The sequence below is a fragment of the Methylophilus sp. genome (assembly GCF_008015755.1).
Taxonomy (GTDB): domain Bacteria; phylum Pseudomonadota; class Gammaproteobacteria; order Burkholderiales; family Methylophilaceae; genus Methylophilus.
This window is the reverse complement of sequence record NZ_SSGF01000001.1, coordinates 38,842-52,110: the sequence shown is the minus strand read 5'-3', so window position 1 is coordinate 52,110 and position 13,269 is coordinate 38,842. Positions and strand designations below refer to the sequence as shown.

Annotated in this window: 13 protein-coding genes; 4 read left to right on the top strand and 9 right to left on the bottom strand. The window is 49.4% G+C overall.

The genetic code is table 11. The features are described from left to right. Window positions 1–18: 18 nt before the first annotated feature. From E6Q52_RS00255 to E6Q52_RS00215, 9 genes are all read right to left on the bottom strand, one after another. Window positions 19–387 (bottom strand): response regulator, encoded by a 369-nt coding sequence (locus E6Q52_RS00255; RefSeq protein WP_018985223.1) that lies wholly within the window; start codon window positions 385–387, stop codon window positions 19–21. Between the two features lie 43 nt (window positions 388–430). Further along, on the bottom strand, window positions 431–973 hold the full coding sequence (locus tag E6Q52_RS00250) for a chemotaxis protein (protein WP_292817207.1): 543 nt from the start codon (window positions 971–973) through the stop codon (window positions 431–433). A 105-nt stretch (window positions 974–1,078) separates the two neighbouring features. Then, complete coding sequence (gene motB, locus E6Q52_RS00245; RefSeq protein WP_292817205.1) at window positions 1,079–2,023, bottom strand: flagellar motor protein MotB; 945 nt, start codon at window positions 2,021–2,023, stop codon at window positions 1,079–1,081. A gap of 25 nt (window positions 2,024–2,048) precedes the next feature. Further along, a complete protein-coding gene (gene motA / locus E6Q52_RS00240) occupies window positions 2,049–2,909 on the bottom strand; it encodes a flagellar motor stator protein MotA (RefSeq protein WP_292817203.1) in 861 nt (286 codons plus the stop codon). Window positions 2,910–3,073: 164 nt separating this feature from the next. Continuing rightward, complete coding sequence (locus E6Q52_RS00235) at window positions 3,074–5,173, bottom strand: EAL domain-containing protein (RefSeq protein ID WP_292817201.1); 2,100 nt, start codon at window positions 5,171–5,173, stop codon at window positions 3,074–3,076. A 177-nt stretch (window positions 5,174–5,350) separates the two neighbouring features. After that, on the bottom strand, window positions 5,351–6,202 hold the full coding sequence (locus tag E6Q52_RS00230) for a class I SAM-dependent methyltransferase (RefSeq protein WP_292817199.1): 852 nt from the start codon (window positions 6,200–6,202) through the stop codon (window positions 5,351–5,353). 49 nt (window positions 6,203–6,251) lie between these two features. After that, window positions 6,252–6,818, bottom strand: a complete 567-nt coding sequence (gene flhC, locus E6Q52_RS00225) for a flagellar transcriptional regulator FlhC (protein ID WP_292817197.1) — start codon at window positions 6,816–6,818, stop codon at window positions 6,252–6,254. A 50-nt stretch (window positions 6,819–6,868) separates the two neighbouring features. Beyond that, window positions 6,869–7,189 (bottom strand): flagellar transcriptional regulator FlhD, encoded by a 321-nt coding sequence (flhD, locus tag E6Q52_RS00220; RefSeq protein WP_292817195.1) that lies wholly within the window; start codon window positions 7,187–7,189, stop codon window positions 6,869–6,871. Between the two features lie 336 nt (window positions 7,190–7,525). After that, window positions 7,526–7,753 carry a hypothetical protein gene (locus E6Q52_RS00215; protein ID WP_292817193.1) on the bottom strand — a complete coding sequence of 76 codons (228 nt, stop codon included), beginning with the start codon at window positions 7,751–7,753 and terminating at the stop codon, window positions 7,526–7,528. 49 nt (window positions 7,754–7,802) lie between these two features. On the opposite strand from E6Q52_RS00215, the gene flhB reads away from it, so the two are divergent. From flhB to E6Q52_RS00195, 4 genes are read left to right on the top strand one after another with little or no spacing between them, the layout of a single operon-like run. Continuing rightward, window positions 7,803–8,975: a flagellar biosynthesis protein FlhB gene (flhB, locus tag E6Q52_RS00210; protein ID WP_292817191.1), complete on the top strand. Its 1,173-nt coding sequence runs from the start codon at window positions 7,803–7,805 to the stop codon at window positions 8,973–8,975. A 21-nt stretch (window positions 8,976–8,996) separates the two neighbouring features. Continuing rightward, window positions 8,997–11,084: a flagellar biosynthesis protein FlhA gene (flhA, locus tag E6Q52_RS00205; protein ID WP_292817189.1), complete on the top strand. Its 2,088-nt coding sequence runs from the start codon at window positions 8,997–8,999 to the stop codon at window positions 11,082–11,084. Between the two features lies 1 nt (window position 11,085). Beyond that, complete coding sequence (gene flhF, locus E6Q52_RS00200) at window positions 11,086–12,459, top strand: flagellar biosynthesis protein FlhF (protein ID WP_292817187.1); 1,374 nt, start codon at window positions 11,086–11,088, stop codon at window positions 12,457–12,459. Beyond that, entirely contained in the window at window positions 12,452–13,258 is an 807-nt protein-coding gene (locus tag E6Q52_RS00195) for a hypothetical protein (RefSeq protein WP_292817185.1), read from the top strand. The genes flhF and E6Q52_RS00195 overlap by 8 nt, the downstream gene beginning before the upstream one ends. The last annotated feature ends 11 nt before the right edge of the window (window positions 13,259–13,269 follow it).

The window sequence follows — 13,269 nt, the reverse complement described above, 5'->3', positions numbered from 1 at the left end:
TCGTTTACCCAAGGGCGCTTAGGCACCGATTACTTTTTGAACCACTTCAATCAGGCGTTTAGGATCAAACGGCTTCACTAACCAGCCATTGGCGCCTGCCGCTTTGCCTTTTGCTTTCATCTCATCAGAAGACTCAGTGGTCAACATCAGAATAGGCACTTTTTGATAGGAAGCGAGCGTGCGCAAATTGGTAATCAGTGTCAGGCCATCCATGACCGGCATGTTTTGATCGGTCAGTACCAGATCAACAGTTTTCTCTTTGGCTTTATTGAGGCCGTCTTGACCATCGACGGCCTGCACGACATCATAGCCAGCCGCTTTCAGACTAAAAGCCACCATCTGACGCAATGAACCTGAGTCGTCTACTGTTAAAATTGTTTTCGCCATGTTTGATTCGCCTTTTTCACTAATTTCGTTAAACGCCGCTGTATTAAAATAAGTCTATGTCACCGGTTGCCAAATCCTGCTGATTGACCGACTTACGTAAATTGCCGGTCAGGTGCTGGCTACCCTGATCAAAATTCTGGTTTAGCTGCATGATGAAGCGTCTGATTTCTTCATGCTCGTCATCCGCAGCCATCGGAAACTGATGACTGGACAGCTCATGTAACAAATCTTTTAAACCATGCACACGGTTGATGGTGCGCTGCAACAATTGGTTAGTCATGTCCTGAAACTGCATGCCTGTGACCACTTTATTGACCTCCTGGCCAATGTTGTCCTGAAACACCTGCAACTGCTGCATTTCTTCCGGCTGCAATTTGCCCGCCTCTGCCAATAGCTGCAAAGCAGCCTGCTGGTCTGTCAGCTGGGCATACACCGTCATAAAACTGGCACTGAGCTTTTCTATCGCTTCGTTGAGTAAAAAGGCGGTTTGCTGCAAATCGGTTTCGATCTCAAGCAAATGCCAGTCACCGTGACGCGAGACTGCAGCCAGTAATTCTCTTAATTCTTCTATGGGCAATGTTTTCATAGTGATCCTATCTTGCCTGATTCCCCGGTTTTTCAATCAAGAAATAAACAATGTAAAAATGACTTATTTCTTTTATGATTAAGGTTCCGCCTGCGTTGCCCTGTTTTAAGGTGCAGGCTTCTCCGCCTTGTTCTGCAATGCTTCGACTTGCGTTTTGTCATGCTCACTGACAGAAATCTGATCGTTATCCTTGAGTAAGTCCTCTTCGGTTTCCTTGTTCATCACAATTAAACTGATGCGGCGATTAATCGGATTAAACGGATTTTCTTTATCCATCATGATGGCGGAGCCCAGACCGACCACCCGCATCAGCTTGGTTTCATCCATGCCGCCCGCAATCAGCTCGCGCCTGGAGGCGTTCGCCCGGTCGGCAGACAACTCCCAGTTGCTGTAGCCGTGGTCACCATTGGCGTAGCCAGCGGCATCAGTGTGGCCGGACAGACTAATTTTGTTATCCACCCCGTTGAGTGTTTTGCCGATCTCACGCAAAATGGTTTTGGCATACGGCTGCAACTCGGCCTTGGCATTTTCAAACATCGGCCGGTTTTGCTCGTCAATAATCTGTACGCGCAAGCCTTCGCTGGTGATATCCAGCTTGAGTTGAGACTTAAATTGCTGCAAGGTCGGGTTATCTTCAATGGCCTGCTCAATCTTGGCCTTGAGCGCTTCCAATTTGACTTTTTCGGCCTGTTTCAAGGCTTCTTTAACGTCTTCCAATTTGACCGTTTTAAGTTTGCCCGGATCGCCCTCTACCGGCTTGACCTGGCCTTGTTTTTTGGTGATGTCTTTACCGCCGGTATTTTTCAGCGCCGAATCACTCTGGCCCATGGACGGCCCCATCAACACCACATGCAACGGTGTTTGAAAGTATTCAGCAATACCCTCTTTTTGCGCTTTGGAGGTCGAGCCTAACAGCCACATCAACAGAAAAAACGCCATCATCGCTGTCACAAAGTCAGCATAAGCAATCTTCCAGGCGCCGCCGTGATGGCCACCGCCACCCTTTTTGATCTTTTTAACAATAATCGGGGCAATATGCTCTTCTGCCATGACGCTCTCCCGGCGGTCTTAATATTTACTTGGATTTAGCCTGTTTGACGTGTTCTTCTAGCTCAGTAAAACCAGGGCGCTCGGTGGAGTACAGCACTTTACGGCCGAATTCCACTGCAATTGGCGGTGCATAGCCATTGAGGCTGGCCAGCAACACTACTTTGACGGTTTGAAAACTCTTGCTGGATTCTTCCAGCTTTTGCTCCAGCAAGCCGGATAACGGCCCCACAAAACCGTAGGCCAGCAAAATCCCTAAAAAGGTACCGACCAGCGCGTGGGCAATCAAGATGCCTAGCTCAGCTGGCGGCAAGGCCACGTTTTCCATGGTGTGAACCACGCCCATCACCGCTGCCACAATCCCGAACGCTGGCAAACCGTCGCCCAATTTGGCAATACAATGGGCAGGCACGTGACCTTCCATATGGTGGGTTTCCAGCTCGTTATCCATCAGGTTTTCAACTTGGAAGGCATCCATATTGCCGGAGACCATCAAACGCAGATAATCACAAATGAATTCGACCAGGTGATGGTCGTGCACTATAGAGGGATATTTGCTGAATAAGGCACTTGACTCCGGGTCTTCAATGTCTTTTTCAATCGACATCAGACCGTCCTTGCGGATTTTGGTGAGGATTTCAAAGAGCAAGGCCAGTAAATCCATATACAACTGCTTATTGTATTTAGAGCCTTTAAATAAGGTTGGTAAGGCTTTTAAGGTCGCTTTAATCGCCTTGGTGTCGTTGCCAACAATAAAGGCACCAAACGCGCCGCCGAAAATCATCATGACTTCCAGCGGTTGCCACAAGGCCCCCAGATGGCCACCAGCAAGCGCATACCCGCCGAACACCATGCCACAAACAACCACATATCCAATGATGACAAACATGCTTTTGCTCCACTTTTAGCAGTTAACTGTATCAAGCATAGCAATGCATCCCCCGATTCATTTTTTCAAATAAAAGGGATTTAGCCAGTTAAATCACCCTGGCAGGTGGAGGAATGAAGATGAGTTGCCCGGCCAAGCGCGGGCAGAAACGATTAGGCGGGCAATCAGTTGGCTTGCGATTGGTCATGCAGGAGTTGTTCAAACAGCTCGTGCGTAAGTGGTTTGGCGTAATAGTAGCCTTGGCCATAGTCACATTGCATGTCACGCAACAGCTGGTGTTGCTCTTGTGTCTCAACCCCTTCTGCAACGACTTTTAACCCTAGTTTGTGCGCCATGACCACTAATGCCTCACAGAGATGAAAGCTTTGGCAGTCTTTTTTCATCTCTTGCACAAACGCTTTATCAATCTTGATGTAGTCAATGTCAAACTTATTCAAATAAGCCAATGAGGAGTACCCGGTGCCAAAATCATCAATCGCGACTTGAATGCCCAGCTCAGCAAAACTCAATAGTTTGTTTTGCGTAGATTCCTGTTGCGTCATCATGGTCGACTCGGTGATTTCGATAATCAAGTGCTCCCCCGACAACCCAACTTCCTGCAAAAAGGCGCGCCAATGTTGAGGCACGTCATTGCCAATATTAAATTGCACTGGCGATTTATTGATACTGAGCTGCAAAGGAAAGCTAAAGTCCTCCTGCCAGCGTTTGAGCTGCCTGACGGCTGTCCTGAAGACCCAGTCACCCAGGCCATGGATAATGCCGGTTTCTTCAGCAATCGGGATAAATTCCATCGGCGCCAGCACGCCTAACAGCGGGTGATTCCAGCGGATCAAGGCCTCTGCCTTCACAATTTGCTCGTTACTTAAATCGACAATCGGCTGGTAAGTGAGAAAAAACTCATTATTTTGCAAAGCAAAGCGCAAGTCCACGCCCAGCTGGTGGTGTTTGTCCAAAGAGGTTTGCATGGCCGGGATAAAATACTTGGCCTGGTTTCTGCCTTTTCTTTTGGCCTCATACATGGCCTGATCGGCATGCTTGATCAGTTCCTGGTCAGATTCGCCGTCCATCGGATAGACGGCAATGCCTATGCTGGCGGAGACATAGACGGTATTGGCGTCTTCCAGTGTAAAAGGATCACTCAGTACTTTTAATAGTTTTGAGCAGACGGTGTCTATGTCTTTGCGTTGGCTCAGGCAAGGCATCAGTGCGACAAATTCGTCACCGCCAAACCGCGCCAGCATGTCGGATTGCCGGAAACAGTCGCGAATACGGTGACTGACCTTTTGCAACAGCTCGTCACCGATATTGTGCCCTAGCGAATCATTGACCTCTTTAAAATGATCGAGGTCAATAAACATGATCGTCAGGCCATGCATTTCACGATGCGCCTTGCTCACCTCCATCGCTAGCCTATCCATCAGCAATCGGCGGTTCGGCAAGTTGGTCAAAGCATCATAATTGGCCTGCCGCCAGACCAGCTTTTCGGTATTGAGTTTTTCGGTGATGTCTTTGGCAATTTTGGAGGCACCAATAATCTCGCCATCGGTATTGTAAATTGGCGACACGGTGACAGAAATATGGATTTGCCGCCCTGACTTATGCAAACGGATCGTTTGAAAGTGATCGACTTTTTCGCCAGACTTGAGTTTGCTCAAGATATGCATCTCTTCATCTACCCGGTCTGGCGGAAAGATTTTTAGCATGGGCTGGCCGACCATTTCTTCAGCCGTGTAGCCAAAGATTTTTTCAGCCGCCTTGTTCCAACTAGTCACGATGCCCTCTAGCGTTTTGCTAATAATCGCATCATCAGAGGACTCGACGATGGCGGCCAGGTTTTGCTTGTAGCGCGTGAGTTCGTTCAGCGCCTGCTGCCTGGCGCCGGTAGACTCCACGAGCTCGATTTCAGTCGAACATCCAATCAGAATGCCGTCTTGACTCAGCAGCGGCGTGACGGTCACCATGACGTCTAACGCCGGGTTTTGACTGCTACAACACAGTGTTTGATAATGGTTGGGCAAATGGCCTTGGCCTTGTTTTGCCAGCAAAGTTTTATGGGTATGGAGTTCAGGGTCGGGCAATATTCTGCTAAAAGGCAAGCCTATCATGTCTGCAGCCGCGTAACCGAGCAAGGCTTCTGCGGCAGGATTACAGTAGATGATCATCCCGTCCACAGACTCAGCCACAATGGCCTGGCTCACCGAATCGAGCAAAGCTGAGAAAAACGATGTCGCGCCCTGTTTTTGCTGCGAATCTGCCAATTGCATGTCCCCCAGACCTAGCTTATTTAGATATATCGACTGTTTTTTGTATTGATGAACAAGTGTCTATGCGTAGCATCAGCGAAACATGTGAATAGCACGCATATATTTAACGACCAGCTTCTTATAGGAACAGAAATACTGGGGGCCTGTACATCGCCCGCCATGTAAAGTTTGATTAAACTACTGCTTGAGATAAACGTACAACGCTGGTGAATGTGCGCTGGGGAACACAATATGCTCGGCAACTGTGTCTGGCACTGGAAACTCCGAGGTGACAAACAGGCAGCCTGGCCGCATTTCTTGTTGGACTTTTTGCCAGACGTCCTGCATCACTGCTGGTGACAAATAAGCAAAGACTACGTCAAGCTCGGCAAAATTGATCGAGCGATAATCGCCCAAGGTAAAAGTGACGCTGGTGCCAGAAAATAAGGCGCGCACCGCGCTCACCACCCAGGGTAAAGGCGCGATCTCAATGCCGGAGACCTGATCGTGCATGCGCTGTTTGGCTAAAAACATGGCGATATCGCCAATGCCACTGCCAATATCGAGTACTTTTAATGATTTGTCGCCTGCGTGCTGTTCCAGAATGCGTTGCAAGGCACGCCAGGTGGCAGGAAAAGAGGGGTAAAACGGGACGCGTGTGTTGTGCACAGACCAATACAAGGTCAACGTGATGATAAATCCGGTGAAATAGACACTGGCAGGTAAAGCCACCTGTTGCATAAACACCACCGCCAGCGGAAAAATCACATGTATCCAGCGCCACCAGACCGGCATGCGGGCTAACTTGGCCAGCCCACTGACGACGCACATGTGGATTAGCAGCCAACACCAGATCGAATCGAGCTGAATCCCCAGGCTACGCAACTCAAATGCAAATACACTGTTGATCACGCTAGGCGCCAGGCCCGTGATCAACAGCATACTCACCGACTGGATTAGCAATGCCTGACACCACAATCTTTTTGGTAAGAGACGCTGCATCCATGACTGGGATGACAACGCCCCTACCGGCAATTTTATCGAGTGCATGCTAAATCCTTCATGTCACAGGTGATGATCATCCCCTGCTTGTCACCAGTTAAGCAGTCATAGACACCAGTTTGTAGCTGAGTTCTTTGGCTTTTTTGGTTTTACCGGCACGTGAAGGCACGTGGCACAGGTTACAGACGTAATTTTGGTTCAGGTCGTAGCTATTAACGATGTAGTTACCACCGCAGCAATGACAGACTTTGGTTGTCAGCATTTTGCTTTCAATAAAGCGCACCAGGGTCCAGGCGCGGGTCAGTGACAACACAGGCTCGTCTTGTTGCGCAGCATCAGGATTTTGAACTTGCTGCATGTAGAGCGTATAGGCTTTGATAATCGCCTGAATACCATCTACGCCAGCGTAATCCACCATAAAACGATAAATATTGTAGAAAATGGAGGAGTGAATGTTAGGCTGCCAGGTCAAGAACCAGTCGGTTGAGAATGGCAACATGCCTTTTGGAGGAGAAACGCCTTTCATCTCTTTGTACAGCTTGATCAAACGCTCGCGAGACAAGTTAGTTTGAGATTCCAGCAATTGCAGGCGTGCGCCCAATTCAATCAATTTCATTGCCAGTTGAATTTGTTCTGCTTCGTTTACTACACTCTTCTTTTGCATGATAACCCTCTTTTCTCTTTTTTATCGCCAGATGGAAATGTCTACACTTGCTATACAGTAGATTCTGCAGCTTGGGCTGACATCAATACCGCTGTATGCAGATGCGCTTGGGCTGGGTCTTTGGAGTAGCTGGTCAACATGCCCAGAATTTCGCTGTCATCAAAACGGAAGCGAGTCAGCAACATATTGGTATTACAGAGTTTGAGTAATTGCAGATTGGTCAAGCTTTCCAGCAGGTCTGCAATTTCCTTGTTGATGCCTAAGCGGAAAATCGCAGTGGCTTTGTCAGCGCGGATCAGTTGTTGAGCCAACATCAGATAGTTCAGGTTGGCATCTTTGATTTCAGCGAGTAAATCGTTTTGCATGGTCATGATCTTGTCTCCGTTTTTTTTAGCGTTAATTTAAGTACGCCTGAGCGTTAGACGTACTTTGCGCGCAATCATGAAGAGCAACAATCAGGGTTTGTCGGTTTCTTTTGTAAGACAGACGAAAACAGCCATGTAGGTGTTTGTCTGACAAACCCCTACATGGCAATGACCACAACTATAAATATCAATAAGTTATGGCGTAAATTTAATGTTACACCGCAACAACTTTACGTCTATGCTCTCAGCATTTTCATCTATCCAATTCAATAAATAATTAAAGTTTTCTTGTTGTATTCCGTAAACAACTGTTTTTTGTCTGTTGAATCTGCGTTTAGTGCCTCAATAAAAACTATTTGTGCTAACCCGGTTAACGACAGGCCAAACTAAAACTTTAGGGCGCCCATGCAAAAAAAGTTTATTTATTTGATAAGTATCTGTTTTATATAAATAAATATTTTTTGTTTTTGCATTTCTTAACAAAGAACAAGCGGCAACTGATAGAAAGCGGTCAATAAGCCCTTTTATTCCAGACATAAAAAAGCGTTTTTCTGGCCAATAATCACTCACAAGAAATACAACTTGTGTGTTGTATCCGGCAAACGAGAAAGTTTAGGACATGGCAGCTGAAGACAGCGATATGGAAAAAACCGAAGACGCGTCCCCCAAGCGATTGGAGAAGGCACGCGAGGACGGCGATGTTCCCCGCTCACGCGAACTGGCTGCGTGTGCGGTGCTGTTTACCACTGGCATGGCGCTCATGATGCTGAGCCGCCCGATGGGTGATGCCATGAAAAACATACTGAAACAAGGCTTGCGCATAGACCAGGCTATGGCCTTTGAACCACAATTGCTGATTGTGCACATGATGAAAGTGGTTGAGCAGGCGCTGTGGGCGTTTCTACCGCTGGCCGTGATTATTGTCTCTGTGGCCGTCGCATCCCCTATTCTGGTCGGTGGCTGGGTGATGTCACAAAAATCGGTGGTGCCTAACTTTGGCAAGCTCAACCCGATGAAAGGCCTGGCCAATATGTTCTCCAAGAACTCACTGGTAGAACTGTTGAAGTCGGTGGCCAAAACCATTCTGGTGGCGTCTGTGGGCTACACCATCGTGAAAAAAGATTTGCAGCCGATGCTGAGCCTGTCGCAGATGCCACTGGAAACCAGCCTCAGCACCGTCAGCGATTATATGGTGACCGGCTTTCTGACCATTGCTTCTGCACTGGTGCTGATTGCGGTGATTGATGTGCCCTACCAGCTCTATCAATATGCGCAAAAGCACAAAATGACTAAACAAGAGCTGAAGGATGAATCTAAAGAGTCTGAAGGCAGCCCTGAGATTAAAGGCCGTATCCGACAGCAACAACGCGAAATGGCGCGCAGAAGAATGATGAGCAATGTGCCGCAAGCAGACGTGGTGATTACCAACCCGACCCACTATGCAGTGGCGATTCGCTACAAAGAAGGTGAAAACGGCGCACCGATTGTGGTGGCCAAGGGTGCAGATGTGATTGCGCAAAAGATTAAAGAAATTGCCGCTGAGCATGAAGTGATGACGCTGGAATCGCCAAAACTGGCACGTGCCCTATATGCACATGCCGAGCTGGAACGCGAGATTCCGCAAACACTGTATGCAGCGGTGGCCGAGATTCTGGCCTATGTGTTCCAGCTGCGTGTGTTTAAACAACACGGTGGTGTGCGTCCTGCGATGCCATCCAACGTGCCCGTTCCAGACGCGCTGGATCCACATGCGCTGAATGCGACAACTGCCACTGCGGCAGACATTGAATAATTGCAGGTTGAGGAGTTTACGATGAACAATTGGCAACAATGGATGGGGAAAATGGACGGCAGAGCGATCGCCGCGCCACTCATTATTGTCTTGCTGCTGGCCATGATGATCCTGCCGTTACCGGCCATCATGCTCGATGTGTTCTTCACCTTTAATATTGCGCTGTCTATCCTGGTCTTGATGATAGGTTTGCAAACCACCAAACCGCTGGACTTTATCGCCTTCCCTACCGTGCTGTTGATGACCACCATGCTGCGCCTGGCGCTCAACGTGGCCTCTACACGCGTGGTGTTAACAGAAGGTCACGCTGGCCCGGATGCCGCCGGTAAAGTGATTGAAGCGTTTGGCCACTTTTTGATTGGCGGTAACTACGCTGTCGGTATCGTGGTGTTTGTGATCCTCACCATTATTAACTTCACCGTCATCACCAAAGGTGCTGGCCGTATTGCTGAAGTGGGCGCCCGTTTCACTTTGGATGCGATGCCTGGTAAACAAATGGCGATTGATGCCGACTTGAACGCTGGCCTGATTGGCGAAGACGAAGCTCGCCGCCGCCGTAAAGAAGTCGGTCAGGAGTCCGAATTTTATGGCGCAATGGACGGTGCCAGTAAGTATGTGCGTGGTGACGCCATTGCCGGTATTTTGATCATTATCATTAACATCGTCGGTGGTCTGATTGTGGGTATGGTGCAACATGACCTGGCGTTTGATGAAGCGGTTAAAAACTACACCATGCTGGCAATTGGCGATGGCCTGGTGGCGCAGATTCCTTCGCTGGTGATTTCCATTGCTGCCGGTGTGGTGGTTTCCCGCGTCGCCAACAACGAAGACATTGGTGGCCAGTTGATTACGCAACTGTTTGAAAATCCACGCGTGCTGTCTGTCACGGCTGGCATTATCGGCGGCATTGGTTTGATTCCTGGTATGCCGCATCTGGCCTTTATCGGCTTGGGCGCACTGCTTGGTGGCATGGCTTATAACGTCAAGCAAAAGCAGGAAAAAGCCAAACAACAAGCCATCGTTGAGCCAGTGCCAGAAGATAAACTGGCACCAGCCAGCGAGGCGGAAGAAGCCACTTGGAACGATGTATTGCCAGTAGATACCATCGGTTTGGAAGTCGGTTACAGACTGATTCCGCTGGTGGATAAAGGACAAGGCGGTGAACTGCTCAAGCGTATCAAAGGTATCCGCAAAAAGTTTGCCCAGGAAATCGGCTTTTTGGCACCAACAGTGCACATTCGCGACAACCTGACCCTCAAACCAAATGCCTATCGCATCACCATGAAAGGGGTCGAAATGGCCAGTGGTGAATCTAACTACCACCAGATGCTGGCGATTGACCCAGGTGCCGTGACTGGCGAGCTGGATGGTGCCAAAACGACGGACCCAGCGTTTGGTCTGCCAGCTGTGTGGATCGAGCCAGACCGCAAAGAATATGCGCAGAGCCTAGGTTATACCGTGGTCGATGCAGGCACGGTGATTGCCACCCACCTCAACCATATTATTTCGCTCAATGCTGGCGAGCTGCTGGGCCGCCAAGAAGTACAACAATTACTGGATCACCTGGGTAAAGAATCCAGCAAGCTGATTGAAGAGATTGTGCCAAAAATGATTACGCTGTCCAGCCTGCAAAAAGTATTGCAGAACCTGCTCAACGAAGGTGTGCATATCCGTGATATGCGCTCCATTTTGGAAACGCTGGCTGACCATGCGCAATATACACAAGATACCAATGACCTGACGTCTATGGTGCGCATCAAGCTCGGCCGCGCCATCGTGCAGGACCTGTTCCCCTACAGCAATGAAATTACCGCCATGACGCTGGATGGCCAACTGGAAAGACTTTTGCTGCAAGCCTTGCAAAACAACCAGTCTAACCAGAACGTGATTGAGCCTGGCATCGCTGAAAGACTGTCACAACAGACAGAAGTCGCAGCTAGACAACAAGAGCAAATGGGCCTGACGCCGGTGTTACTGGTGGCTGCCCCGCTACGCCAGGCATTATCCAGATTTTTAAGAAGAACCGTCCCGCATCTCAGAGTGTTGTCACATGACGAGCTGCCAGATAACAAATCCATTCGTGTCACCAGTTTAATCGGAGCGCAATAATATGAACATCAGAAGATTTTTTGGCAAAAATGCACGCGAAGCATTGGCGCAAGTCAAACAGGCATTAGGCGATGATGCCATTATTGTTGCGAACCGTAGCGTCAATGGCGGCACCGAAATCATGGCCATGCTGGAAACAGACATTGCGTCTAATGCGAATTCAGCGCCTGCCGAGATGGGGTTGGAACAATCCCGCAGCTTGCTCGACTTTGTGAATGGACAAGGCCAGGCCAATGCACAAAGCCAGCTAGGGCGCCAGGCAGCACCACAAGCGGCAATGTCAGCACCTGGCGTGACACACAATACGCCTGCGGTTGAAGAGCCTGCCGCCAATGAAGGTGCCATTCTGGATATGCTGAAACAGCATAGCGAGCAGCAAGAACAAGCCTATCAAGTGGCGACACAAACGCTGGAAGACAAAATGATGGGCATGATGCAGGAAATGCGTCAGATGCGCAGCCATTTTGAAACCCAGATGAGCGCCATGACCTGGCAACACCATTTGCAACATAGCCCAGCCAAGTCCAAAGTGCTGAGCACCCTGCTCTCTGCCAATTTCAGCGCCTCACTGTCACGCCAGATTGCGGAAAAAATGCCAAACCACATTGATGTCAACAAGGCGCCAATGTGGGCCAAGGAAGTGATTAGCCGCAATCTGCATACGCTGGACGATGAAGACGCGCTGCTGGACCGTGGCGGCATCTATGCCCTGGTTGGCCCAACCGGCGTTGGCAAAACCACCACGACCGCTAAACTGGCCGCTCGTTATGTGATGAAGCATGGCACCCAAAACCTGGGCTTGATCACCACTGACAGCTACCGGATTGGGGGTTACGAGCAATTACGCATTTACGGCAAAATTTTGGGCGTGATGGTGCATGCCGTCAAAGACGAAGAAGACCTGAAAATTGCACTGAATGAACTGAAAAATAAGCACATGATTTTGGTAGACACCGTAGGTGTCAGCCAGCGTGACCAGGCCGTGACTGAGCAATTATCCATGCTCAGCCGCGCAGACAGCCCGATTCAGAAATTGCTCTGCCTGAATGCGACCTCCACCGGTGACACGTTGACCGATGTGATGCGTAGCTACAAAAAACATGATATTGCCGGTTGTATCGTCACCAAGCTGGACGAAGCCGCCGCCATTGGTAATGTACTGGATGTGTTGATCCGCGAACGCATGCGTTTGTTCTACACCACCAGCGGCCAGCGCGTGCCGGAAGATATTGACTTGGCGGACAAGCCAGCCTTGATCGAGCGCGTGTTAACGCCACACCAAGCCAGCTTGCCTTACCAATATCTGGATGAAGAGTTGCCACTGGTGATTTCGAGCATGATGCAAACCGCTGGTCAGGAGCAGCAACATGTTTAATTACCGCGATCAGGCCGATGGCTTGCGCCGCATCATGGCCAAAACCTCTGCACGCATCATTAGCGTGATTGGCGCCAATGGCCAGCCTGCGACGCCATGGATGCGCAATCTGGCGCTAAGCATGCTGGCACCAGAGCAGCGTTTGCTGTTAATACATGCCAACCGCCAACCCGCACTTGCACATTCCTTGCAATCGATTGTAACCAACAACAGTGCGCTTAAGCGCGGCATCGTCAGACATCCGCAAGGCTACGACCTGACCTGCTTGACTGAAAATGACCTGTTAACCTCGCCTTTATCTCAAGATTTAAAAGCACAGCTGGACGGTATAGTGAAACAACTTTCATACGATTACGATACCGTCATGATTGAAGCACAACTGGATACGCAAGACCACAGCCTGATCATGCCCTTGATTGCCGAGCATGAGCTGGTGATTCAAATGGACAGGTCTGAAGCCGCCATTAAAGCCGCTTATGTGACCATTAAGCACATCAGCCAGCAACATGGCCAGATTCCGCTGGGCGTGGTGGTAACAGGGGCCAACCATGAGCAAGGTCAACAATACTTTATGCGCTTGAATCAGGTGTGCAAACAGTTTCTCGGCGTATCGCTCGACTTTGTCGGCGCCATGCTGGTAGAGGATCCTGTCTCAGCCAAAGCACAGAACGGGCAAGTGAAACAAGCGGCTTCAAACGCGACGGCTTCTAAACTTGGCCAGACCGCGTTGGCTTTTAAAACAGTGGCACATCGTCTTGAAAAACAACGGATTACCACGCCATCCATGGCCGTTGCCTAAAGTAAAAGAGG